This is a genomic window from Vibrio sp. A8-1, assembly GCF_013048685.1.
GTDB lineage: Bacteria > Pseudomonadota > Gammaproteobacteria > Enterobacterales > Vibrionaceae > Vibrio > Vibrio metschnikovii.
On sequence record NZ_VHTC01000002.1, the window covers coordinates 83,686 to 109,100 of the forward strand.

The following is a 25,415-nucleotide window of genomic DNA, read 5'->3' on the forward strand; positions in this document are numbered from 1 at the left end:
CGGGCTAGCTCAACGCCCGGCCTTGTTTAAAGCCATTTGGCTACTCACTCAGAGTACCCCTACAGACGTAAAGTCCAACCATGTATTGGGCTCTATGGAATAAAAATACATAAATGGAATAACACAATGAATTTGCATGAATACCAAGCAAAACAGCTATTTGCCGAATTCGGTTTGCCAGTCCCTGAAGGTTATGCCTGTGATACCCCACAAGAAGCCTTTGAAGCAGCAGGACGGATTAGTACAGTAAAGAAAGTCGTCAAGTGTCAGGTTCACGCCGGTGGGCGTGGTAAAGCGGGTGGAGTCGAACTGCATGAAAGTAAAGATGCAGTGAAAGCCTTTGCTCAAAAGTGGCTTGGTAAAAACCTAGTAACTTATCAAACGGACGCTAATGGCCAGCCCGTGTCTAAAATCCTAGTTGAAGAAGCATCAAGTATCGCCAATGAGCTTTACTTAGGCGCGGTTGTTGACCGCGCGACACGTAAAATCGTGTTTATGGCTTCAACAGAAGGCGGAGTAGAAATCGAGAAAGTTGCAGAAGAAACACCAGAGCTTATCCATAAAGCGGCTATCGATCCATTAGTCGGTGCGCAAGCTTATCAAGGTCGTGAATTGGCATTTAAGCTTGGTCTGCAAGGTGACCAAATTAAGCAGTTTGTAAAAATATTCATGGGCTTAAGCGAGATGTTTACGCAGTATGATCTTGCTTTGCTAGAAATCAACCCATTGGTGATTACCGGTGAAGGTAACTTATTGTGTCTCGATGGCAAGATCAATATCGACTCCAATGCTTTATACCGTCAGCCTAAATTGCGTGAAATGCACGATGCGACTCAAGAAGATGCTCGTGAGGCTCATGCCGCTCAGTGGGAGTTGAACTACGTCGCTCTCGATGGCAACGTCGGTTGTATGGTTAACGGTGCTGGCCTAGCGATGGGAACCATGGATATTGTTAATCTGCATGGTGGTAAACCTGCTAACTTCTTAGATGTTGGTGGTGGCGCAACCAAAGAGCGTGTGGCTGAAGCGTTTAAGATCATTTTGTCTGATGACAATGTTAAAGCCGTATTGGTGAATATTTTTGGTGGTATTGTACGCTGCGACATGATTGCCGAAGGAATTATTGGCGCGGTGAAAGAAGTCGGTGTTGAAGTGCCAGTGGTTGTTCGTCTTGAAGGGACTAACGCTGAACTTGGTCGTGATGTGTTGGCAAAATCGGGTTTAGATATCATTGCAGCAGAGTCGTTGACTGACGCTGCGCGTAAAGTTGTTGCTGCTGCGGAGGGCAAATAATGTCGGTATTAATTAACAAAGACACCAAAGTCATTTGCCAAGGATTTACGGGTGGTCAAGGTACTTTCCATTCTGAACAAGCACTAGCTTATGGCACACAAATGGTGGGTGGTGTTTCTCCAGGTAAAGGCGGTCAAACTCATCTTGGTCTACCGGTATTTAATACCGTACGTGAAGCGGTTGAAGCGACCGGTGCAACTGCCACTGTGATCTATGTTCCTGCTCCGTTTTGTAAAGACGCGATTTTAGAAGCCATTGATGCTGGTATCGAGCTGATCGTGACCATTACTGAAGGCATTCCGACCATAGACATGATCGATGTTAAAGTTAAGTTGGAGCAAACTGGGGTACGGATGATTGGTCCAAACTGCCCAGGTGTGATCACTCCAGATGAGTGTAAAATTGGTATCATGCCAGGACACATTCATAAGAAAGGCAAAGTCGGCATTGTCTCGCGCTCAGGTACTTTAACTTATGAAGCGGTCAAACAGACCACGGATGAAGGTTTTGGTCAATCGACTTGTGTTGGTATCGGTGGTGACCCCATTCCTGGTTCTAACTTTATTGATATTCTGAAACTGTTCCAAGACGACCCTGAGACGGAAGCGATTGTGATGATCGGTGAAATCGGTGGTACAGCGGAAGAAGAAGCGGCTGCGTTTATTAAACAGCATGTGACTAAGCCTGTTGTTTCTTATATTGCTGGTGTTACCGCACCTCCGGGTAAGCGTATGGGCCATGCTGGTGCGATTATTTCTGGTGGTAAAGGCACCGCAGAAGAGAAATTCGCTGCGCTAGAATCGGCAGGCGTTAAAACAGTAAAAAGTTTGGCGGATATTGGCCAAGCGTTACGTGAAGTCACCGGTTGGTAAAGACGTAAACTTCCGTTGCTTATATAGAGCCTCCCTGCTGCGGAGGCTTTTTTATTATTTTTAGAATATTTCCAAACCACTAGGAATAGTGAGTAGACGGCAAGTAAGTGAGCCCTTATAGCTAAAGATAACGGTGTCGAATATAGCCAACACCGCTGACGTTTCAATCGTAAGGATATAACATAGAAGCGAATTCTATTTTCTGCACTGAGCAGAAAAGTAATACAATGTTACTTCTTGTCTCATTTGGAAACTCTATGCCTTTTTATGAGCTAGAACGAGCTATCAAATAGAATAATTTCACTGCCTTCTTTTGCATTATCAGTAATGCATTGTTTAAAACTCATCAAATCTTATGTGGATGAAATCATGAAAAAACCAAGCTTTGCTACATTGGCAGTCCATGGTGGCGATCAGCATGATGCTGGTCACAATGCAGCCTTCCCCCCTATTTACACCGCGAGTAGTTTTATTCAAACCGATCTCGAACAGTCTGCTGATTATGGCTACTCACGAGTGGCAAATCCAACGCGTTACGCTTACGAAAGTGCACTTGCTGCCTTAGAGCAAGGAACTTATGCGACAGCAACGGCTTCTGGTATGGCAGCGACCGCATTAGCGCTTGAACTGTTAACTCAAAATGCGCACATCATTGCCATGCGTGGTGTTTATGGTGGTACACATCGTTTATTTGAAAAACTACGTAGACATAACAATGGTTTAACGGTCGATTATGTCGATTTGAACGACTTAGCTGCCATTGAGTCGGTGATGCAAGACAATACCGCGATGATTTGGATAGAAACGCCAACCAATCCATTATTAGAGCTGGTGGATATCCAGCAAGTGTGTGCTTTTGCCCGTCGTCATGGTGTATTGACCTGTGTTGATAATACCTTTGCTACCGCTTGGAATCAGACGCCATTAACTCTCGGTGCCGATCTGGTGATGCTATCGACCAGTAAATACATTGGTGGTCATTCGGATATGATTGGTGGTGCGTTGATTACTGCCGATCCTGAGCTAGCGAAACGGATAGATTTTGCCAAAACAACGGTAGGTGCCATCGCGTCACCTTTCGATGCTTATCTTGCTTTACGCGGCTTAAAAACTCTCGATTTACGTATGCAGCGTCAGTGTGATAATGCATTGCAAGTGGCACAAGCGCTCAGTGGTCATTCTGCGATAGAAGCAGTCTATTACCCAGGTTTAGCAACGCATCCTCACTATGCATTATGCCAATCACAAATGCGTTCAGGAGGAGCCGTCGTTACCATTCAACTCAAAGGTAATCGCACAGATAGCCAACGCTTTTTAAGTCGATTACGTTATTTCATTTTGGCTGAATCACTGGGTGGTGTAGAAAGTATGATCAACCATTCGGCATCAATGTCCCATGGTTCGATGAGTGAAACAGAGCGTCAAGCGATGGGGATTTTTGATACTACATTTCGTTTATCGGTAGGAATTGAAGACAGTGATGACTTAATTGCTGATTTGCTCAATGCGCTTTCCGCGGAGCCCGTATGACGGATTACGGTGTATGGACATTATTGACACCGCTGGTAACGATTGCTCTAGCAGTGCTGACTCGGCAAGTGATTTTGTCTTTATTGATCGGTGCTGTGGTTGGTTATACGGTGATTGCTGGTTTTAACCCCTTAGCCGGTATTGCCGATGCATTAGACAGTTATATCAATGTATTTGCTAGCGCAGGGAATACTCGCACCATTTTATTCTGCTTTATGGTCGGGGGGATTATTCGGCTGATTCAAATTACAGGGGGAACGCAAGCGATTATTCACGGATTAACAGAGCGAGCCCAACTGGTCAAAAGCCCTATCGCGGTACAGTTGTTAGCCATGTTAACCAGCATGGTTATTTTTATTGAAAGCTCAATTTCTTTAATGTCAGCAGGAACGGTGAGTCGTGACTTAGCCGATCATTATCGAGTATCACGCGAGAAAATGGCCTATGTGATTCAATCTTCGTGTGTGGCCACCTGTTCAAGTGTAATGATCAATGGCTGGGGGGCGGCAATGATGGCAATCATCGGCGTACAAATCAGTCGAGGCTATTTAGAGGGGGAGCCTTTTTCTATCTTGCTTGCTTCGATGCCTTATAACTTGATGGCGTGGTTATCGTTACTCGGTGTGCTGTTTTATATTTTTTCGGGAGTGAGTTGGGGGCCGATGGCCAAGGCTGACAAGCGGGCATTGCAAGGACAAGTATTGAGACAAGGTGCTTTACCGATTGCTGGTAACCAACAAGTTGAACCTGTCACTGTTAACGGTAAAGCAAGCTATTTTATCGTACCACTACTGACCATTATTTTTATGGTTCCATTGGGATTATGGGTTACCGGAAATGGCAATATTACCGCAGGCTCAGGATCGACAGCTGTCTTTTGGGCGGTGATGGCGGGTACTTTGATTTCACTGGTTTATTTTGTCTGTGGTCGAGTTTTATCGTTGGATGCTTTTTTTCGCCACTTACTCGCTGGATATTCGGATATGATCCCATTGGGAGCCATCATGTCATTGGCTTTTTTGGTCGGGGATTTATCTGCCGATTTGCAAACTGGGCAATACATTACCCAATTGATTGATGGAGTATTACCTGCAGAGCTTTCGGCAGCGTTTGTATTTCTGATTGCGGCGGTGATGTCTCTGGCAACTGGAACGTCATGGGGAACGTTTGCGATCATGATTCCGATTGGCATTCAAATTGGTGTCGCAGCCGATCTCGACCCACATTTATTGATTGGCGCTTCGATATCAGGTGCGATATTTGGCGATATGACCTCTCCGATCAGTGATACTGGTATTGTATCTTCTATGGCGACGGGCAATGACCATATTGACCATATCCGTACCCAGTTTCCTTATATCCTTGTGATTGGTTTGATAAGCTGTGTGCTTTTTGCCTTTTTAGGTAGCTGGTAGGGGTAATATAAGGGCCTGTTTTATCAGGCCTTTATATTTTGGTTAAGCATACGGGTTAAGATGAACGGCGGCCAAGTGTTTGACTGAGCATAAACATCATGGTTGCGCTAACCACCACAGAAGGGCCGGCTGGGGTATCAAATTGCCATGAGAGCGAGATTCCAATCAATACAGAAATAATGCCGATTAGCGAGGCCAATAGGGCCATCTGCTCTGGCGTTTTGGCGATGCGTCTGGCTGTAGCGGCTGGGATAATCATTAATGAAGTCATGATTAACGCGCCAACAAACTTCATCCCGACGGCAATGACTAATCCAATCAGTAGCATCAATACCAGTCGCATTAATTCAATGTTGACCCCTTCAACACTGGCCAATTCTTCATTAACGCTACTGGAAAGTAGCGGTCGCCAAAAGAGATAAACCGCAAGGCTCACCGCAGCGACGCCACTCCAAATAAACCATAAATCCGCAGGACTGACGGCCAGTAAATCGCCAAATAGATAACTCATCAAATCAATACGTACATTATCGAGAAAGCTCACGGCAATGAGCCCCAGTGAGAGAGAGCTATGAGCAAGAATTCCCAGTAAGGTATCGGTGGCAATTAATTGCTGGCGTTGCATGGTCACTAATATAACAGCCAGACTTAGACTGCACACCAGCAGTGCCAAATAGAGGTTGATATCGAGTAAAAAACCGAGTGCCAAACCAAGCAATGACGCATGAGCGAGAGTGTCGCCAAAATAAGCCATACGCCGCCAGACGACAAAAGAGCCGAGAGGGCCAGCAATAATCGCGATGCCAATTCCAGCAGCGATAGAAGGAAGTAAAAACTCAATCATGGTGATGATGACCGTGTGAATGATGTGAACAGGCTTGAGCGTCACCCTTAACCGGTTGTCCAGCTAAATCATGATGATGCTGATGTTTGTGTTGATAAAAAGCGAGGGTTTCTCTGCTACGATGACCAAATAATGCGAGATAGCTTGGATGTTGAGAAATATCCGCTGGTGAACCCGAACAACAAATATGGTGATGTAAACAGATCACTTCATCGGTTTTGGCCATCACTAAATGTAAATCGTGCGAGACCATGAAAACGGCGCAGTTAAATCGCAAGCGAATGGTGTTGATAAGATCATACAAATCGATTTGTCCTTGAACATCGACTCCTTGCGCTGGCTCATCAAGCACTAATAAATCAGGACGTTGTAGCAAAGCTCGTGCTAATAGCGCACGCTGATTCTCACCACCAGATAATTTATGCATATCGTGGTTAATAAGATGCTCAGCGCCAACTAAACGTAGCGCCTCTAATTGTTCTTGTTGACTGTATTTTCCAGCCAAACGAAGAAAGCGACTGACACTGAGGGGGAGCGTATCGTTTAACTTCAATTTCTGTGGCACATAGCCAATTTTGAGAGTCTTATCTCGTGAAAGAGTGCCAGAATTTTGTTGATGTAAACCAAGTAACACGCGGACTAACGTCGATTTTCCCGCGCCATTCGGGCCTATTAAGGTGGTTATTTTACCTCTGGATAGAGACAGGCTAACCTTATCTAGAACTCGGCGCTGATTGAAATCAACACAGATGTCATGCATTTCAATGAGTGTTGACATGAAAGAAACTCGTTTGCAATTGGGTGATGTTATAATGTAACATTTCGCAGTCATCAACGCTACCAGCAGGAAATTACCATGCTATCTCGATTCACACTGTGTACTTTGCTCATTGCTTTTCCCTTCTCGGGTTGGGCGAGCAGCATTTTGACCAGTATTAAACCGATTCAAATGATTACTTATGAGCTTACTGAAAACGTCAGTCAACCGGAGGTATTGCTGTCTGCGAATGCGTCGCCGCACGATTATGCCCTGCGTCCTTCAGATGTAAAGCGGATTCGTGAAGCTTCATTAGTGATTTGGTTTGGTCCAGATCTTGAACCTTTCTTAGAGCGTTCTTTAAGCCAGCATCCTAATGTACTAACTCTCAGTCAGATCCCTAATTTAGAGCTCCGAGCTTATGGAGAAGAGGAGCATCATCACCATGATCATGATGGACACAGTCATGGTACTCATGACCCTCATTTTTGGCTTGGAGTAGCGCAAGTAAAACAAGTGGCTCAAGCGATAACGCAGCGTTTAAGCGAAATGGATCCAGAGCATCGTCCACAGTATGAGGCGAATTTAGTTCGCTTTCTTGACCAACTCGATACGACGGATCAATCGATCGCTAAGCAGTTAGCGGCGGTTAAATCTAAATCATATTACGTTTTTCATGATGCCTATGCCTATTTTGAGCAGCATTATGGCTTAAATAATATTGGTCATTTTACCGTAAGCCCAGAGCGTAAACCGGGCGCTAAAACGTTGATCAGCATTCGCCGTTCATTAACTGATAATCAAGCCAAATGTGTTTTCTCTGAGCCACAATTTCAACCCGCAGTGATCGAAACCGTTGTCCGTGGTAGTAACGTTCATATTGGTGTGCTTGATCCTTTAGGCTCTAACATTCCCGTTCAATCAGGGAGTTATTTTGAGTTTCTACACCAGTTATCGAATAGTTTTTATAACTGCTTATCTCAATAACGATTGCTTATGATAAGAAGCTGTCGAGGTGTTACCCCGCAGCTTCTGTGACTAAACCGTCTCTTTTTTGACTTAACGCGTCAGTAGTGTTAGCGATCTACGACTTTGCTAATTACCCTCTATATCGCCGATAAGCATGATTGATGCTGATATCCGCTGATCTTTTGTTTAGAGATGCTTACTGATCTCGCACTTTTGGAAGTTGGCTGATAATTACGCTTCATATCAGTAGCCAAAATCTGTCTATTGACATGTGTTCGGTATAAAATGCCCATTACTTTTCTTGATGCTGATGATTTTCGGAGCGACATATTGCCGAAATCAACGCACCAAATTACCGATCCCACAATAACAAGGTCGTGGTTCAGTTGTCATTAATTGAACAGTGGTTAGGCTGTTTTGGTTAATTAATTTTCTCTGAGAAATAACCTTGCAGTGTCGTGTCGGTTTGCCTGTCTACGATTCAGTAAAGGACGCATTTTGCAGCACATTATTCTGCTTATATTTTCTATTTTTAGTTGGAGTCTTTTACCCGCTCACGCGCGAGATAGCGCGCCTGCGGTTTTTTATCCGTTACCAACGCTTGTTCAAGGTAAAACCTTTATTGCACAGAATTTATTTCTTGGTGACGAAGGAGGGCTATGGATTCACGATGTACACGGAAACGTCATGTTTTTTGATGGGCAAACGATGTTGCCTAAGCAAGGATCGCTGTTTCGTGATAAGCAGCAGCAACTGGCTTACGCACAAGGGCGTTTTTGGACTTTTATCGATAATGAACTGTACCAAACACGACCCGGTTCTGAGTCAGAATTGGTGCTGAGTTTAACCCCGGGGGTATCTATAGAAAAAATCGGTGCTTCAAATGGTTATATTTGGCTCAGCGATGGGGCATATTTTTATACGTATCATTTACAAACCAAGCAACTCAAAATTTACTCATTAGCGAAACTGTATCAGCTTAATCAAGCCAGCCAAGTGGAGATTAATGACGCCGAATTGGTGCATTATAAGTGGGTGTTAGCCACCAATGTCGGTACGTATATCTCTGAGGCTCAAGCTTTTTCACATATTCGTCCCTCTGGAAAAAATCCAGTCCAGACGCTCTATTTTTCTCCCCAAAAAAATCATCTATTAGTAGGTACTCATAAAGGGGCTTTATTGATTGATATTTTTCACTCCGAATACCCATTAAAAAAAATAGGTGATGGTCAAGTCTTTGCGATCATTGAAGCCGAAGGAGAGTATTGGATTGGTAGTGATAAGGGATTATTTGTCTATTCCTTAGCGACGGAGAAAACGACCCAACTGATCAGTAATGGGCAGGGGCCTTATGGCTTACCTGAAGGGCGAATCTACGCTCTCGCTAATGATCAGCATGGGGGGATTTGGATTGCGACTCATCAAGGTGTTCGCTATTTTTCTCTTTTCAGTCAGAAATTTACGCGCTATTTAGCCGATGATATTACTCATGAACGTCTCAATAGCAAACTGAAACGCTTGCGTCCTATACCAAGTAGTAACCAATATTTAATGGTCACTCAGGATGGCTTATATCTATTTGATGGGCAGCAACAGGGCAAAAAATCACTGGTGTACTCAGGGCAGGTTAATGATGTCTTATTGCTAGAAGATCAGCTATGGATCGCCAGCGAACAAGGCTTAATATTACGTTCATTCAAGCAAAATCGTGATCAGCCAGAGCCGTTGCCCTTTATCTTACGTCATTCACCGATTCAGCATTTGACCGTCGATAATGAGGGGCGGTTATGGGGGGTCTCAAACAATCAGCTTTGGTCTTATCATCCTGATTCGCAGCATTACACGGATTTTGGTCACAATTGGTTGCTGGATAATAAGCAAGACATAGCGGTTACGGCTTTATACAGCAGCCGTGAACATGGCTTATTGATTGGGACTCGGCATGGTATTTATACCTTAAGAAATGGCCAAATTACTTATGACAAACGAACGGCCAACTATGGTACCAACCTTGGTATCAGCGAAACTGCAACGGGAGAGGTATGGTTTGTCAGTGAGCGGGGGGTATTTCGACGTTTAAACGATCAACTATCGTTATTCGCTGTGCCTTTGATTGACGATAATATTCGTCTTAAATGCCTTGTGAACAGTGGACAAGGGATGTGGTTAGCCTCCTCTAAAGGTCTCACTCTCTATCATGCGGATGGTTCGATTGATAAACATTTTGGTTCTCCTCATGGCTTAATCAATAATGAGCTAGAAAGCGGCGTTTGTTCCGCTTCTTATACTCAAGAGCAGATACTCTTTTCATCGATGTTTGGGCTCTTGGCTATTCAAACGACGCCACTCGCAAATGCCGAGCCTCCTCATTCCTCACTCATTTTTAGTCAGGTCAGTGTCAACTATCAACCGATACAGATTGGTGGCGCTACTTTGGTGCCGTTACACGTGGCCTATGGACAAGCCATTAGTTTTCAATTTGGTGCATTACCCGATGCCAGAGGGCAAGCGTTAGAATTCAGTCTCAATGATGATCCATGGCAGCGATTTGAAGGGCCGCAGCTAACGCTTGATCATCTTTTACCTGGCCACTACACCCTATCATTGCGACATATTGGAGAAGAGAGAGTTGATAAAACATTAAATTTTCAAGTATTAAAACCGTGGTATTTCTCCAACTGGGCGATAGTTGGCTATGCCTCTAGTTTATTGTTGGTTGGTGGCTTATTGACAGGATGGCGTTCTCGAGTGATGGATCGAGTGAATCAGGATCTTAAACAGCAGATTGCAGATAAAACACGTCAGTTACAACAGCAAAGTAAGATGCTACTAAGTCATAACTTATTATTACGCAAACAGATACAGATTCGTCATTTGTGGTTAGAGCGTTGGCAACGTCAAAATCAGTCACTGCTTAAACAGTTAAGCGTTCAAACTCACCAGCACCATTCTCCCGAGATAACTGCGTTGATTGATCAACTGACGGAGCAAATAGTGCAAATCGGCGCCTTTAATTCATCAGGCGAGTCAATGACCATCAGCTGTTCGTTATCTTTAGTACTTGAGACGGTGCTGCATGGTTGGCACAGTGAATTTGAACGAGCCAACATTAAAATTGATTATCATCCAAGTGATCTTTTGCCGGATGTATTGGTCAAACAAGCGGGATTGGATGTTATCTTTAATGCATTGTTATCGGATGCATTAAAGCGTTTGTATGCCCATCAGACATTGACCATTGAGACAATAGAACGTGAAGGACATGTTGTGGTGCTGATCAAAGACTATGGCTCGGCATCCGGCTTACTGGATAAACTGATGGTGATTTCCAACGGTAATGTTCAATTTTCCCTTGATGAGCTGGTGGCTTTATCAGGCGGAAATTTATCGATTCACTCGTCCAGTGAACGAAACTTAATCGAGCTGATGTGGCCACAAGTTATCTCTGTCGAATCGACACCTGCGGCGCTATTATCAGCAAAGCCACAAAGTGACAGTGAGTTAGAGTGGCTACGAAAACTCAATCATATTGTTGCTGAGCGCTATGCTGACGCAGAATTTACAACGTCTGATATTGCGAAAAGAATGTATCTGTCGGAGCGCAGTTTACAACGACGGATGAAGTATCTAACGGGCAAAACATTTAAAGAATATTTAACGGAATATCGCTTAGAGCAAGCCTGTAGTTTATTGATGAGTGGTGAAAAAGTCGCGCAAGTTGCCTTTTTATGTGGATTTAATGATCCGTCTTATTTTAGTCAACGTTTTAAACATCAATATGGATTATCTCCCTCTCAATTTGCTGAAGAGTCACAATGATCGAAACGGCCGCACTTGCGACTGGCTTAGCATCACGTCCCGTTAGCGGCTTTCTCTTTCGCTCTGCAGAGCGTTATCCACGGGTAGGAGCGCTTATCTATGAGTTACTAGGCTGTGTTGAGAGGTGTGGAGATACCGTTGAGTGATTTTTTCATTAGAGGTTAAGCGAGGAGAGTGGGGTTGAAGTGTCAATGAAGAAAAAAATATCGTGGTATAGCCGGGGGACTATACCACGGGTGTCAATGACACCTTCGCTTGCTGCCGGAGTGATATGGGCAGTGCCATATCACCTCTGGAGTTCTATCTTCGGGTCAATTCCCGCTGACCTGTTCAATATAATAACCTCTGCTTTTTTTGCTTATAAAATTAACGCCAACCTCACCTAATAAAAGCGCCATCATTAAGATTAACTCTCTATCGTATTGTTTTTTATGGATTATTTCCCCTTGTTGTATTGTTTTTATCCTTAATGGTTGAGTCGTCCTTGTGGCAAGAAAATAATTTTGACGTTTTTAACGAGTCAATTTTTAGCGGAAATGACAATTTTGAACGTTTATCGATGCTCTGTAGGCCAATATCAATTAATGCAATCTTTGATTTCACACAATGATTAGCACTTATTTACAGCGTATTATCCAGTAATAGCAATCCTTCTCATTAACAATATTGTTTGTGTGGCCCCTAATGAAATTGTCTGAATTAAAAGCAGGTGAGTCCGGACTCATCACGGCATTGAATGAACTGTCGATCGATGTACGTAAAAAATTAATGGTAATGGGGATACTGCCCAATACGTTAGTGACATTAATCCGTCGTGCCCCGATGGGCGACCCTTTACAAATTGAAGTTCGGGGTGTGTCGATGGCCGTTCGAGAGAGTATCGCTGCTGCGGTTGAGGTGGAGAAAGCCTAATGCAATATCAAATTTTGACCGTAGGTAACCCCAATAGCGGTAAAACCACCCTATTTAATGGGTTAACGGGAGCAAAACAGCAAGTTGGTAACTGGGCAGGCGTCACGGTTGAGAAAAAGACGGGGCGTTACACACACTCAGGTGATGAATTTTATATTACCGATTTACCAGGCATTTATGCTCTAGATAGTGGCAATGATAGCAATAGTATTGATGAATCCATTGCCTCACGAGCCGTGCTGACTCATCCTGCGGATGTAATTATCAATGTAGTCGATGTCACCAGTTTAGAGCGCAGTTTATACATGACACTGCAGCTACGTGAGTTGGGTCGTCCAATGGTTGTGGTTTTGAATAAAATGGATGCGCTGAAGCGTGAGCGGCAAACCATTGATGTTAAAAAACTAGAGCAAGTATTGGGCTGCCCAGTGTTGGCGCTTTCTGCTAATAATAAACAGCAGGTGATACAGTTCAAACAACAGCTGCATAAGAAGGTTGTGCAAGGCATTGCTTTAAAGCAGTTAGAATTAGACTATGGCCAAGCTTTTGAACAAGCGATTAGTGCACTATTGCCTCTATTTGAGGGACAAGAAGTCTCTGCTCGTTCTTTGGCGATAAGAGCGTTAGAAAACGATCTGATGGTGATCAATGGTGTCTCAGAATCAGAACGCTTAACGGTGGTTGATGTACAGCGAGAGTGTCAATTTGATATTGATTTACATGTCGCGGATGTTAAATACACATTTTTACACCACTGTTGTCAACAAGTGCGCCGTAGTGAGGGTAAGCTGAGCCACAGTTTCACGGAAAAAGCAGACCAGATCATTTTAAATAAATGGGTCGGCGTGCCTTTCTTTTTTGTCGTCATGTACTTGATGTTTATGTTCTCCATCAACATTGGTAGTGCATTTATCGACTTCTTTGATATTGGGGTTGGTGCACTTTTGGTTGATGGCGGTCATTATTTGCTCGATGATCATCTTCCTATTTGGTTGGTGACATTAATCGCCGATGGTCTAGGTGGTGGTATCCAAACGGTAGCGACTTTTATCCCTGTAATTGCTTGTTTGTATCTGTTCTTGGCTATTTTAGAAAGCTCTGGCTATATGTCTCGTGCCGCTTTTGTACTGGATAAAGTGATGCAGAAAATAGGCTTGCCAGGTAAAGCCTTTGTGCCACTGGTATTAGGTTTTGGTTGTAACGTTCCAGCGATAATGGCGACACGAACCTTAGATCAAGAGCGTGAGCGTAAACTCGCTGCTGCGATGGCTCCTTTTATGTCTTGTGGTGCTCGTTTACCAGTTTATGCTTTGTTTGCTGCGGCATTTTTCCCACAAAGTGGACAAAATATTGTTTTTGCACTCTATCTGCTTGGTATTGTCGCCGCGGTCTTCACAGGATGGGTATTGAAAAAGACCTTATATCCGGGATCAAGTGACAGTTTATTGATGGAGATGCCTGATTATGAATTACCGACGTTACAAAATGTGCTGATCAAAACTTGGCAGAAACTGAAACGTTTTGTGCTTGGCGCTGGGAAAACCATCGTTATCGTTGTGACCATTCTTAGCTTTTTAAATTCACTCGGTACCGATGGTTCATTTGGTAATGAAGACAGTGATAACTCGGTGTTGTCTAGTGCTGCCCAAGTCGTAACGCCTTTATTTGCTCCAATTGGAATTAATCAAGATAACTGGCCAGCGACCGTTGGGATCATCACTGGTATTTTTGCTAAAGAGGCAGTCGTCGGGACGCTGAATAATCTTTATACCTCGGTAGATGCCGAAGACGAAGAGTTCGATTTATGGGCAAGCTTACAAGAAGCGGTGTTATCGATTCCTGAAAACTTAATGGGACTTAATTTTGCTGATCCTCTGGGTATTGAAGTCGGTGATTTGTCCGACACTAGCGCCTTAGCGGAAGAGCAAGCTGTCGATGCTTCAATTTTTGGTAATCTACAACATCACTTTGTAAGTGGTTATGCGGCCTTTTCTTACTTAATTTTCATTTTGTTGTATACGCCTTGCGTTGCGGCGATGGGAGCTTATGTTCGAGAATTTGGCGCTAAGTTTGCAAGGTTTATTGCGGTTTGGACAATGGGCTTAGCGTATGGTGCTGCTGCGCTCTTTTATCAGGCGACTCATTTCAATGATCATCCTGTCACCAGTTCGCTATGGATTATCGGGATCATTGGTTCATCGTTAGCGATTTATTATTGGCTTAAGAAAGTCGGCCGAGAGTCGCAATCACTACAGGTACAAATGGCATGATTTTATCTGAGCTAAAGCAATGCATTGAACAACAAGGTTATGTGACTCGTAAAGAGCTCGCCCAACGTTTTGCTTTAAGTGAAGATGGTGTCGATGCGATGCTTGAAGTGTGGATAAAAAAAGGAGTGATTTCACGCTTAATTGATACCAATGCGGCTAACTATGTGACTCGTGTGCGCTATTGCCCAAACCGAGTCAATGGATTATCGATGACGGTCACGATGTAATGGATGAACGCCATCGCGAATGAAATAACAAAGCCGTACTGTCGATGTACGGCTTTTTTGTCAATGAATGTTTTGAGGTTAAGCTTTAGAGAATAAGTGACTCAGCGTTAAGATACCTTGCAAACGAGTTAACATTGCTTGTTGCTCAACAGCGTCGCGTTGCTGCCCGTTGGTATTTCCCCATATTGGTCCTGGCCAAGCACAGTCACTGGTAAAGCGTGCAATATGATGGATATGCAATTGAGGCACAATATTACCGAGTGCACCGAGATTAATTTTATCGGGTTGGAACAAAGCTTCAAGCGTTTGACTGACGGCTTGAGATTCCAGCAAAAACTGCTGTTGTTCGGGCATCGGTAAATGATGCAGCTCTTTCAGATGTTCTCTTTTAGGTACTAGGATCACCCAAGGTACCGCTGATTCTTTATGTAATAACGCAACACACAGTGGGAAGTGGCCAATAATATCAGTATCTTTTGCCAGTTGTGGGTGAAGTTCAAACGGCATCGCTATTCTCCATTAGAGATGATTTTTCGATGTAATAAAGGCTGACATCACGCCAGCCTTTTTTAGATGTATTTTAATCCGTCATCTTTGTCGTTGACGATAAGTTTTTAGTTACATCCGCTCTAGAGTATTAATACCTAATAGGTCCAAACCTTGTTTGATGGTTTTTGCCGTCAGCGCGGCGAGTTTCAAGCGGCTTTGCTTGCTCTCTTCATTACTGGCAACCAAGATTGGACAAGCCTCATAGAAACTAGAGAATTGACCGGCTAATTCAAATAAGTAACTGCACATGATGTGCGGCTGACCTTCGCGGGCCACCGCTTGTACCGCTTCTTCAAACTGCAGCAGTTTAGCAATTAAGGCTTTCTCTTTTTCTTCACCAATGATGATCTGGCCACTAAGCGCATCCATGGAGATACCCGCTTTAGCGAAGATAGAGGCAACGCGAGTGTAAGCGTACTGCATATAAGGCGCGGTATTACCTTCAAATGCCAGCATATTATCCCAATCGAAAATGTAATCGGTGGTGCGATGCTTAGAGAGGTCGGCATATTTTACCGCAGCCATAGCGACAGTGGTTGCAATGCTGTTTTTCTCATCAGCCGTTAAATCTGGGTTTTTCGCTTCAATCAGTGCCGCTGCACGCACTTGCGCTTCATCGAGAAGATCGGCAAGACGTACGGTTCCGCCCGCACGAGTTTTAAACGGACGCCCATCTTTACCCAGCATCATGCCGAACGCGTGATGTTCAAGTGACACATGTTCAGGAATGTAGCCCGCTTTACGTACGATAGTCCACGCTTGCATGAGGTGCTGATGTTGTCTGGAGTCGATGAAGTACAACACTCGGTCCGCGCCAAGTGTTTCATAACGATATTTTGCACAAGCAATATCGGTAGTGGTATACAAGAAACCACCATCACGCTTCTGGATGATAACGCCCATTGGCTCACCATCTTTATTTTTGTATTCATCTAAAAAGACAACTTGAGCGCCGTCATCTTCTTGAGCAATGCCTTTTTCTTTTAGATCAGCGACGATACCCGGTAGCATATCGTTGTACATGCTTTCGCCCATGACATTATCACGTGATAATGAGACATTGAGGCGGTCATAGTTTTGTTGGTTTTGAATCATGGTCACATCGACCAGCTTCTTCCACATCTCTAGGCAAAAAGCATCACCACTTTGCAGTTTCACCACGTAGTTACGTGCTTTAGCGGCAAATTCTTCATCTTCATCGTAGAGCGTTTTTGATTCGCGATAGAAAGCTTCTAAATCGGCCAGCTCCATTGAAACCTCACCCGATTGCTGTTGGACTCGCTCAAGGTTGGCAATCAACATACCGAACTGAGTACCCCAGTCACCGATATGGTTAGCTCGAATCACGTTATGGCCTAAAAACTCCAGCGTACGAACGACGGCATCGCCGATGATTGTCGAGCGTAAATGACCCACGTGCATCTCTTTCGCCACATTGGGTGCTGAGTAATCAACGACAATGGTTTGTGGTTCCGCTTTATTGACGCCGAGATGAGCATCAGCGAGGGCTAATTCGGCTTGCTGAGCAAGAAAGGTCTCACTCAAGAAAATGTTAATAAAGCCCGGGCCCGCGATTTCGGTTTTACTGGCAATGCCATCGAGATCCAAGACATCAATGACCTTCTGTGCGAATTCTCGCGGATTCATCCCTAACTGTTTAGCGACGCCCATCACGCCGTTAGCTTGATAATCACCAAATTGTGGTTTTGCAGATTGACGAACTGCTGCAGGGCTTCCTGCAGGTGCACCAGCGGCTTCAAGAGCCTGAGAGACTTTATCATTAATCAGTGCTTGAATATTCACACGCGTGTCCTTTGATTCTGGAAACTGGTTTGGTATGCATTTTATTCACTACGGGGTAGCGAGTGCATATCTCGATTCTGTTGATAATTTACGGCCCATAATAACAATTTTATGGGGAGGCACATAGGGCGAAAATTAGGTATTTTTCTACTTTAACGAGGAATCTTGATACTATCAGCTGAAAATACCGATTTTGGATGATTATTATGTCTGAATTACTCATCAATTCTGGTCTTCACCCTGAGCAGATGAAATGTGAAGTTGATGATTTCATGGATAAAATTCATGAATTATGCAAGATCTTACACATTGATATCTCATCATTAGCGATTGATCATATCGCGCTTAGAATCAATCAGTGGCCATTGGCGCAAGCCGCTCATCAAGCTTGGTTAGAGTATGGTTCCTTACTCTCTGAAGCGAAGATCAACGGTCGCCCCATCGTCGTATTGGATTTATATCAACCTATCGTTCATAAGCATTGGTCGATAGCGTGTTTAGAACTGCCTTATCCTGCCGAAGGAAAATGTTATCCAACACAAGGTTGGGAGCATATTGAATGTGTTTTTCATGCTAATGCTACAACCGCACAGGCGTATCTGCAGGCTATTTTGCAACATTTTCCTGAATTAGCGGAACATTGGGATTCATTAGCGGCATTAGGGGTTAAGACAAAACTTTCTCATCCACAAGGTGAAGGTGAGCGGCTTGCAAACCCAACCGTTGCTTTTAAATGGCAGGGAGTGTGCCTTAAACTGCATCCTCACAGTTTAAGGCAAGTGATTGAGTCCGAAAGATTAACCTAAATCATACACTTTTGGGCGTAATTGAAACTCTGCTATTGAATCAATTGGTTGCCCTAGTGTGAAAGGCGGAGCGTGGTGGTGGGCTTGTCCTTGGGTATGCATAATTAAACGGTTGGCCGTTCTGGGTTTTAATTGATTGACCACAAAGCGGATCATATCAGAACGACTAAGGCGTTTGAGCTCTTCTAGGACCGTCTCACGTTGATCAAAGCTCCAGTCTTTATTACCGATTGCTACCCATAATCGTTGCGCTCGGCTTCTTAAGGTTGGATCGGCAGCGGCGATTTGGTTCCATAACCCTCGTTTACTGCTGTGCCATTGATATTCGTTTAATTCGAGCAATACCATGTAAAAAGCGTTTAAAAATTCATCGATTGAATTGATCAGTTCAATCGGTGCTGCATGTGGAGATTGAACGTAAAGGACAATGCCAGGGTGACGGTTAAGGGGCATGTTGCCAGTACCCACCATATAACCGAGCTGCTGCTTGGTCCGTATTTCATGAAAAAATGTCGCTGACATTAGATGATTAGCGAGTGAATACAGGGCGATGCTACGAGGCTGACTATCTGGCGATTGGTAATACACCACTACGGCTGAATCATCTTGATTGCAATGAACTTCATGTTGAAAAGAACCATGATTGCCCAGCGTGATCAATGGGCGTAACGCTTCTTGATAAGCTTGATCGTTCACTCGTAAGGCCGTTTTTAGCATTTCGCCCAGGGTCAGCGCTTCTTGGGCTAACCAATCACCATACACGAACATCTCAACATGCAGCTTGGAGAGGATTAACTCAACAAAGGGCGCAAGATGCTCAAGCTTGATACTTTCGAGAGCGTTAAGTAAATCACTATAGGGAGGATTATTCGGTTGCAGTAATCCGGTCATCGCATTAAATAGCTGTGAAATAGGACGATCATGCGCTGCATTACGCCAGTTACGATGTAATTGCTGTTTAATCATAGCGAAACGCGCTGGCTGAAAGTCACGTTGAGAAAATTTATCCAAAATCATCTTCATCAGTTGCGGTTGCTTTTGACTAAAGCCAGAAAGAGAGAGGGTAACACCGCCTTGATGGGCATAGAGGTTATAACTCATACCGGCGATTTCCGCTTGATAGGTTTGGGTGGCTAAACTATCTAAGAACATCTCTACACATAAGCGAGTCATAACGATGTGACGAGTGCTTGATACGGCATGAGGGCTATCGATGGCCATATAGATCACACCTTTCGGAACCTGAAATTCAGTGTCTTGTTGATGCCATAATCTAAAGCCGGGTAATTCTTCAATAATCTGTGGTTGCGCAGTAGGATTGACGAACGGCTTGGGTTCTAATTGTTCGCAAATAAATGGGTTTTTACCGGGTAATCTCACTGGAAAATCAGTGACGATCGTGTGGTATTTAGTTAATTGCTGTTGAGTAAAGGGGCGACAAGCATAAGGCGTTCCATACCACTGTGCATTACGATCATAGCTGAGTCCTTTAGCGACTAAGGTTGCTCGTAAGTTCTCTGGTACCAGATAGCTGAGAATAGTGTTCAGTAAAGGTTCATCATAGGCTTGCATCATGTAATCACCATACATGATGTCCTCAGGCTGGTAATGTTGCATATTGATCACTAAGTGGCTGACAATATCGAGAGGGCGTGAGGTTTCTTGAAAACGGAAGACGGATTCAAGAACGGCTCTTTTTTCTAGATAGCGCCACTCATTAAGCCCTTCACGGCCAATCAGCGCTAAAGTTTGAAACAGCATCTGAATAATATCATCGACGTGCTCAATGCCTTGCTGAGTTAAGGTGCAACTGATAGCAAACTCTCGGTAATTGCTGCCACTGGCTCCCCCTCCCGCAGAGAGGGATGTGATCCAATTGCGCTCTCTTAATGCCAATAATAAGCTGCCTTCCCCTTCATAACCCAATAAATGGGCAAAATAGGAGAGGGGTTTGTATTGATAATAGGCATCCGTACTCGGCATTGGGAAACTTAAGATCAGCTTGCGGGTTTCTTTTAATGGCTCAACATACAGCCATAATCCGGTATGTTTTTGTCCAACAAAGGGTTGCTGAATATTTTTATCGGCTTGTTGAGTATTAATAATGGTAGCAAAACCTTGTTCCACCGAGTGTTGTAACTCATCCAGTGATTGTGGGCCAACGATTGCTAGTGTCATGATATCAGCTGAGTAATAAGCTTGATAAAAAGCGATCACTTCATCACGAATGGATTGGCCGTTTCTATCGGCGAGAGTCTGTTGATTACCGACGGAAAATTTAGCAAAAGGGTGAGCTGGATTAATGGTTTCTTTGTGGACTTGATATAAACGTCTGGAGTCATCGTTTAATTTCATCTTAAATTCAGAATCAACTGCTTGACGTTCTTTATCTAGGGCTTCAGCATTGAATAGTGGAGCTAAAAAAAACTGACTGAAACGATCCAGTGCTTTGGCAAAGGCATTAGGATCGACATCAAAAAAGAAGCAACTATGCTCTGTTCCTGTCCAGGCGTTGTTGCTTCCACCGTGCTGACTAATAAAATTTTGAAACTCGCCTACTTTAGGGTATTTTTCAGTCCCTAGAAACAGCATATGTTCTAGATAATGTGCCATGCCAGGTCGGTCACTAGGATCATCAAAATGCCCCACTTTAACCGCCAATGCCGCTGCGGATTTCTGTGCATCAAGTTCATGGATCAGTAAAACACGTAATCCATTCTTTAACGTGAGATAACGATAATGATGATTATCATTGGGGCTTATATGCACAGAGGGTCTCCAAACGGGAAATGAATAGTAAGTATGGCGCTGAAACAACAGCCTGCCAATTGACGGTGAGTAAATTTTTGAACAAACGGTCATTTTCATCGTGATAACAACTTTTTAGCAGAGTGTTAGCTTCATCGATGTCTTTGAGCCGTAGACTGTTATAATCATGACTATGGTCAATATGCCCTAGCAAAAAAGAGCATGCCGACAATAGGTTAATAGGTAAAAATATGAAAATTGTGATTATGCGTCATGGAGAAGCTGAACATTATGCGGACAGTGATGCAGAACGAGCGTTAACCGAAACAGGACAAACAGCGTCTGCTGCGGTTGCTCGTGTGTTTGCTAAGCAGTCAGGATTAGACCAATTTGATAAAGTATTGGTGAGTCCTTACTTACGTGCTCAGCAAACTTGGCAGGCCATTTCGGGATGTTTTTCGGTAGCTAAGGTAGAGACCTGTGACGATATTACGCCTTATGGTCAAGCTGAAGATGTGTTTGAGTATCTTGTGGCTCTGATTCAAACGGAACAACTCGAGACACTGCTGATTATTTCTCATTTGCCTTTGGTCGGTTATTTAGTGGCGGAATTGGTCGCCGGTCTCCCTGCGCCAATGTTTCCTACCTCTGGTGCGATCGGTTTAGAGTTTGACCCTGAGACAAAGCAAGCCAGTGTATTGTGGAATGTTTATCCTTAATCGGCACCAATACCAATAATTGTTATCTATCACCCAAACAACTTGACGCTGAAACTTCACGTTGTTTGGGTGGCAAGCTGCCTTGGGTTTTAGGCAGCTTTTTTTATCATTCACTATGCTGATGAGGCTGATCTATTCTGATGGTCATGGTGAAGGAGATCATTATTCAGATGAATCGTCATATTCTTGACATACACAACTGGACTAAAACTTGCATCTTTGCTGCTCTGTAGGATCTCGTACACCGTTTTGTCGTAACTTTCCATTAACTTATTACTTGCAGGCCTATGAAATTTACGCTGCCATTTGCTCATAAATTACCTAAGATTCCACAACGCAGTCTTCCCGCGATTGGTGCGCCAGTCATGGTACTGGCTACGTTGGCCATGGTGGTCTTACCGATACCTGCGTTTTTACTCGATTTATTTTTTACCTTTAACATTGCGTTATCGATGGTCGTGTTATTAGTGACTGTCTATACCCGACGCCCACTCGATTTTGCTGCGTTTCCAACCGTATTGTTAATTGCCACGTTATTACGTTTAGCATTGAACGTGGCTTCAACTCGTGTGGTGTTATTACACGGACATGAAGGTTCTGGTGCGGCTGGTAACGTCATTGAAGCCTTTGGTAGCGTAGTTATTGGTGGTAACTACGCGGTTGGTTTGGTGGTATTCCTTATTCTGATGATCATTAACTTCATGGTCGTCACCAAAGGTGCGGGACGGATTTCAGAGGTGAGTGCACGCTTTACTCTTGATGCTTTACCCGGTAAGCAGATGGCAATTGATGCCGATCTAAACGCTGGTCTGATTGATCAAGAGCAAGCGAGAACTCGTCGTTTTGAAGTAACAAAAGAAGCGGATTTCTACGGGTCAATGGATGGTGCTTCAAAATTTGTTAAAGGTGATGCCATCGCTGGGATCTTGATTCTGTTCATCAATATTGTCGGTGGCTTAATTATCGGGATGATCCAATACGACTTGAGCTTTAGCCAAGCAATGGAAATCTATATTTTGTTGACCATTGGTGACGGTTTAGTGGCGCAGATCCCTTCGTTACTGCTTTCTATCGGTGCGGCCATTATGGTTACCCGCCAAAATACCGATCAAGATATGGGTGAACAGCTCATTTTCCAGCTGTTTGATAATCCTAAAGCCTTAACAATTACCGCGGGCATACTTGGCATAATGGGGGTTGTTCCTGGTATGCCTCATTTTTCTTTTTTACTACTTGCCGTTTTAGCCGGGGGCGCGGCTTATTGGTTGCAACGAAAACAGGCAAGAGAGAAAGAAGAAGCGAAGTTGCCCGTTAAAGCCGAAGGCGACGCTCCGACATTACGTGAATTATCGTGGGATGATGTACAGCCTGTCGATGTTATTGGTCTGGAAGTTGGCTACCGTTTGATCCCCTTAGTCGATAGAGATCAAGGGGGCGAACTGCTGGAGCGTGTTAAAGGGGTACGCAAAAAACTGTCACAAGATTTTGGTTTTCTAATTCCTCCGGTACACATTCGCGATAATCTTGAGCTGACACCAAATAGCTACCGAATTACTCTCATGGGCGTCGCGGTGGGCGAAGCTGAAATTAGACCCGATCAAGAACTCGCCATTAACCCAGGGCAAGTGTATGGAATGATCGACGGTGAACACACTTACGATCCCGCTTTTGGTTTAGAAGCAGTGTGGATACGTGAAGAGCAGCGAGAGCATGCTCAAGCACTGGGTTACACGGTAGTTGACGCTTCTACGGTATTAGCGACTCATCTAAGCCAATTGCTCACCAATAACGCTGCACAATTAATTGGTCATGAAGAAGTACAAAACTTACTTGAGCTACTTGGACGGGCTGCACCGAGATTAGTCGATGGTTTTGTCCCTGATCAGTTATCATTAGGCGTTGTGGTTAAAGTATTACAAAACTTACTCAATGAAGCGATCCCGATTCGAGATATCCGCACGATTGTTCAAACCTTGTCTGAATATGCGAGTAAGAGTCAAGAACCTGACATTTTGACCGCTGCGGTGCGTATCGCATTGAAACGATTAATTGTTCAAGAAATCAATGGTATAGAACCAGAATTGCCGGTTATTACGCTGATTCCTGAGCTGGAACAGATATTGCATCAAACTATGCAAGCTTCAGGCGGAGAGTCTGCAGGCATTGAACCTGGTTTGGCGGAACGTTTACAAATGGCGCTTAGCCAAGCGACTCAAGAGCAAGAGCTTAAAGGGGAACCCGCTGTATTATTGACTTCTGGCGTCTTGCGTTCAACGTTAGCCAAGTTTGTCAAAAATACGATTCCAAATCTCAGAGTTCTCTCCTATCAAGAGATCCCGGATGAGAAACAGATTCGGATTGTACAGGCAGTGGGTAACTAACCACTTTAACCAACAGTACGGATATCTGCCTTGAAAATTAAACGATTTTTTGCGAAAGACATGCGAATGGCGCTGCTGCAAGTGAAAGAAGAGCTTGGAGCGGACGCGGTGATCATGTCGAATAAAAAAGTCGCAGGAGGTGTCGAAATTGTCGCCGCGGTCGATGCGGATTCAGCTTCATCTGCCCCTGCAGCGACGAAACAGTATCGTGCTTCGCCTGCTCAGTATGATAATCGTAAGCCAAGCCCATCAACGCGCAATAGCGCAAGAGAGCTGGAAGACGACCGAGTCAGCTTAAAAGCCAGCAATGCGAATGGCGCTTCTATGACTCAGCGTTTTGCCAGCATGCTGAAACAGTACAGCCAAACACCAGATACCGAACATCGCGCCGAAAATGAAGACTCATTAACGGCCTTGTTGCAGCGCAACCAGACCAAAACGGCCCCTAATCGACAATTGGCGAATGAAAGCGCACTCGCAAAGTTAATGGCCGAAGAGAATCCCACTCCTCGTCAACGCCCACGTCTAGACTCTTCGCGTTACGAACCGAAACGAGATAATGAGCCAACATTAACTCAACAAGAGTTAGAGAGCATGCGCGAAGAGATGAACTCGATTCGTCGCTTGCTTGAGCACCAAGTGTCGGGATTAATGTGGCAAGAAGTGGAACGTCGCGAACCCCTGCGAGCGATGTTGATTAAACGTTTAGAGCGAATGGGCCTCTCTTTGGAATTGGCTGATCAATTAGCCTGTTATATCCCTGAAGAAACACCACCACCGAAAGCGTGGAAGGCGTTACTTGGCTTAGTCTCCGATCAAATTCCTGTGGTGAAAAAAGACATCTTACAACGCGGTGGTGTCGTTGCTTTACTTGGCCCCACTGGGGTTGGTAAAACCACAACGGTCGCTAAATTGGCAGCTCGTGCGGCGATGGAGTATGGCTCAGATAATGTGGCATTAATAACCACCGATACTTATCGAATAGGCGCTCATGAACAACTCTCGATTTATGGTCGAATTATGGGATGTCCAGTAAGAGTTGCTAAAGATTCCAAAGAGTTAGCCGATGTAATTCATCAGTTACGTAATCGACGCTTGATCCTTGTTGATACTGCGGGAATGGGCCAGCGTGATGTACGTTTATCTGAACAATTGGATACCTTAATGCAAGAGAGTGATGAAGTGATTCACAGCTACCTTGTATTACCCGCTACAGCACAGCGTAAAGTGCTACAGGAAACCATTGAGCACTTTCGAAGAATTCCTCTTTCTGGGTGCATTATGACTAAGCTCGATGAGTGTTTGAGCTTGGGAGAGTTTGTCAGTGTTGTCGTTCAAAATGCGTTACCCGTTGCTTATATTGCCAACGGACAACGCGTACCCGAAGACATAGTGATTGCTCAGCCAAAGTACATGGTGGCAAAAGCAAATGAGTTACTAGAGAAGTCGACAGAGAATGAACCTCATTACTGGAATAGCGATTCAGAGAGATTCTAGGCGG

General features: G+C 44.2%; 18 protein-coding genes. 13 read left to right on the forward strand and 5 right to left on the reverse strand.

All coding sequences use genetic code 11. The features are described from left to right. The first annotated feature begins 126 nt into the window (after positions 1-126). From sucC to FKN93_RS01585, 4 genes are all read left to right on the forward strand, one after another. Entirely contained in the window at positions 127-1,293 is a 1,167-nt protein-coding gene (gene sucC / locus FKN93_RS01570; protein WP_154170483.1) for an ADP-forming succinate--CoA ligase subunit beta, read from the forward strand. Beyond that, positions 1,293-2,165 (forward strand): succinate--CoA ligase subunit alpha, encoded by an 873-nt coding sequence (gene sucD / locus FKN93_RS01575; protein WP_004394800.1) that lies wholly within the window; start codon positions 1,293-1,295, stop codon positions 2,163-2,165. Before sucC ends, sucD begins: the two co-directional genes overlap by 1 nt. A 369-nt stretch (positions 2,166-2,534) precedes the next feature. Continuing rightward, entirely contained in the window at positions 2,535-3,695 is a 1,161-nt protein-coding gene (locus FKN93_RS01580; protein WP_170904308.1) for an aminotransferase class I/II-fold pyridoxal phosphate-dependent enzyme, read from the forward strand. Next, positions 3,692-5,110 (forward strand): Na+/H+ antiporter NhaC family protein, encoded by a 1,419-nt coding sequence (locus tag FKN93_RS01585; RefSeq protein ID WP_170904309.1) that lies wholly within the window; start codon positions 3,692-3,694, stop codon positions 5,108-5,110. Before FKN93_RS01580 ends, FKN93_RS01585 begins: the two co-directional genes overlap by 4 nt. A gap of 55 nt (positions 5,111-5,165) precedes the next feature. On the opposite strand, the gene znuB is transcribed toward FKN93_RS01585, so the two are convergent. Together znuB and znuC are read right to left on the reverse strand one after the other, a co-directional pair. Then, positions 5,166-5,954 (reverse strand): zinc ABC transporter permease subunit ZnuB, encoded by a 789-nt coding sequence (znuB, locus tag FKN93_RS01590; protein WP_158138756.1) that lies wholly within the window; start codon positions 5,952-5,954, stop codon positions 5,166-5,168. Then, positions 5,947-6,732 (reverse strand): zinc ABC transporter ATP-binding protein ZnuC, encoded by a 786-nt coding sequence (gene znuC / locus FKN93_RS01595; RefSeq protein ID WP_170904310.1) that lies wholly within the window; start codon positions 6,730-6,732, stop codon positions 5,947-5,949. Before znuC ends, znuB begins: the two co-directional genes overlap by 8 nt. A gap of 78 nt (positions 6,733-6,810) precedes the next feature. Here znuC and znuA point away from each other — a divergent pair, with 78 nt between their 5' ends. The 5 genes from znuA to FKN93_RS01620 all read left to right on the forward strand — a co-directional run bounded on the left by znuA (position 6,811) and on the right by FKN93_RS01620 (position 14,908). After that, on the forward strand, positions 6,811-7,698 hold the full coding sequence (gene znuA / locus FKN93_RS01600) for a zinc ABC transporter substrate-binding protein ZnuA (RefSeq protein WP_158138755.1): 888 nt from the start codon (positions 6,811-6,813) through the stop codon (positions 7,696-7,698). 480 nt (positions 7,699-8,178) lie between these two features. Next, a complete protein-coding gene (locus FKN93_RS01605; protein ID WP_170904311.1) occupies positions 8,179-11,499 on the forward strand; it encodes an AraC family transcriptional regulator in 3,321 nt (1,106 codons plus the stop codon). Between the two features lie 684 nt (positions 11,500-12,183). Continuing rightward, entirely contained in the window at positions 12,184-12,411 is a 228-nt protein-coding gene (locus FKN93_RS01610; RefSeq protein ID WP_154170489.1) for a FeoA family protein, read from the forward strand. Beyond that, complete coding sequence (feoB, locus tag FKN93_RS01615) at positions 12,411-14,681, forward strand: Fe(2+) transporter permease subunit FeoB (RefSeq protein WP_170904312.1); 2,271 nt, start codon at positions 12,411-12,413, stop codon at positions 14,679-14,681. The genes FKN93_RS01610 and feoB overlap by 1 nt, the downstream gene beginning before the upstream one ends. Further along, positions 14,678-14,908: a FeoC-like transcriptional regulator gene (locus FKN93_RS01620; protein WP_154170493.1), complete on the forward strand. Its 231-nt coding sequence runs from the start codon at positions 14,678-14,680 to the stop codon at positions 14,906-14,908. Before feoB ends, FKN93_RS01620 begins: the two co-directional genes overlap by 4 nt. A gap of 78 nt (positions 14,909-14,986) precedes the next feature. Here the strand turns inward: FKN93_RS01620 and FKN93_RS01625 are convergent, their stop codons facing one another. Together FKN93_RS01625 and argS are read right to left on the reverse strand one after the other, a co-directional pair. Next, positions 14,987-15,415 carry an HIT domain-containing protein gene (locus FKN93_RS01625; RefSeq protein ID WP_170904313.1) on the reverse strand — a complete coding sequence of 143 codons (429 nt, stop codon included), beginning with the start codon at positions 15,413-15,415 and terminating at the stop codon, positions 14,987-14,989. Between the two features lie 111 nt (positions 15,416-15,526). After that, positions 15,527-17,260, reverse strand: coding sequence for an arginine--tRNA ligase (gene argS / locus FKN93_RS01630; protein ID WP_154170497.1), 1,734 nt, complete (start codon positions 17,258-17,260; stop codon positions 15,527-15,529). A 206-nt stretch (positions 17,261-17,466) separates the two neighbouring features. Here argS and FKN93_RS01635 point away from each other — a divergent pair, with 206 nt between their 5' ends. Next, entirely contained in the window at positions 17,467-18,066 is a 600-nt protein-coding gene (locus FKN93_RS01635; RefSeq protein ID WP_170904314.1) for a VOC family protein, read from the forward strand. On the opposite strand, the gene FKN93_RS01640 is transcribed toward FKN93_RS01635, so the two are convergent. After that, a complete protein-coding gene (locus FKN93_RS01640) occupies positions 18,058-20,835 on the reverse strand; it encodes an insulinase family protein (protein WP_170904315.1) in 2,778 nt (925 codons plus the stop codon). The genes FKN93_RS01635 and FKN93_RS01640 overlap by 9 nt on opposite strands. Positions 20,836-21,065: 230 nt before the next feature. Between FKN93_RS01640 and sixA the strand changes: the two genes are divergently transcribed. The 3 genes from sixA to flhF all read left to right on the forward strand — a co-directional run bounded on the left by sixA (position 21,066) and on the right by flhF (position 25,411). After that, a complete protein-coding gene (sixA, locus tag FKN93_RS01645; protein ID WP_004394813.1) occupies positions 21,066-21,533 on the forward strand; it encodes a phosphohistidine phosphatase SixA in 468 nt (155 codons plus the stop codon). Positions 21,534-21,820: 287 nt separating this feature from the next. After that, positions 21,821-23,914 (forward strand): flagellar biosynthesis protein FlhA, encoded by a 2,094-nt coding sequence (flhA, locus tag FKN93_RS01650; RefSeq protein WP_170904316.1) that lies wholly within the window; start codon positions 21,821-21,823, stop codon positions 23,912-23,914. A gap of 30 nt (positions 23,915-23,944) precedes the next feature. Beyond that, complete coding sequence (flhF, locus tag FKN93_RS01655) at positions 23,945-25,411, forward strand: flagellar biosynthesis protein FlhF (protein WP_161426686.1); 1,467 nt, start codon at positions 23,945-23,947, stop codon at positions 25,409-25,411. The last annotated feature ends 4 nt before the right edge of the window (positions 25,412-25,415 follow it).

What these genes read in the sequence shown, in the direction of transcription:
- FKN93_RS01625 (WP_170904313.1), bottom strand. Translation starts at nt 15,415, where the DNA reads ATGCCGTTTGAACTTCACCCACAACTGGCAAAAGATACTGATATTATT.
- znuC (WP_170904310.1), bottom strand. Translation starts at nt 6,732, where the DNA reads ATGTCAACACTCATTGAAATGCATGACATCTGTGTTGATTTCAATCAG.
- sixA (WP_004394813.1), top strand. Translation starts at nt 21,066, where the DNA reads ATGAAAATTGTGATTATGCGTCATGGAGAAGCTGAACATTATGCGGAC.
- FKN93_RS01635 (WP_170904314.1), top strand. Translation starts at nt 17,467, where the DNA reads ATGTCTGAATTACTCATCAATTCTGGTCTTCACCCTGAGCAGATGAAA.
- znuA (WP_158138755.1), top strand. Translation starts at nt 6,811, where the DNA reads ATGCTATCTCGATTCACACTGTGTACTTTGCTCATTGCTTTTCCCTTC.
- sucC (WP_154170483.1), top strand. Translation starts at nt 127, where the DNA reads ATGAATTTGCATGAATACCAAGCAAAACAGCTATTTGCCGAATTCGGT.
- znuB (WP_158138756.1), bottom strand. Translation starts at nt 5,954, where the DNA reads ATGATTGAGTTTTTACTTCCTTCTATCGCTGCTGGAATTGGCATCGCG.
- FKN93_RS01585 (WP_170904309.1), top strand. Translation starts at nt 3,692, where the DNA reads ATGACGGATTACGGTGTATGGACATTATTGACACCGCTGGTAACGATT.
- sucD (WP_004394800.1), top strand. Translation starts at nt 1,293, where the DNA reads ATGTCGGTATTAATTAACAAAGACACCAAAGTCATTTGCCAAGGATTT.
- FKN93_RS01620 (WP_154170493.1), top strand. Translation starts at nt 14,678, where the DNA reads ATGATTTTATCTGAGCTAAAGCAATGCATTGAACAACAAGGTTATGTG.
- flhA (WP_170904316.1), top strand. Translation starts at nt 21,821, where the DNA reads ATGAAATTTACGCTGCCATTTGCTCATAAATTACCTAAGATTCCACAA.
- FKN93_RS01580 (WP_170904308.1), top strand. Translation starts at nt 2,535, where the DNA reads ATGAAAAAACCAAGCTTTGCTACATTGGCAGTCCATGGTGGCGATCAG.
- FKN93_RS01610 (WP_154170489.1), top strand. Translation starts at nt 12,184, where the DNA reads ATGAAATTGTCTGAATTAAAAGCAGGTGAGTCCGGACTCATCACGGCA.
- feoB (WP_170904312.1), top strand. Translation starts at nt 12,411, where the DNA reads ATGCAATATCAAATTTTGACCGTAGGTAACCCCAATAGCGGTAAAACC.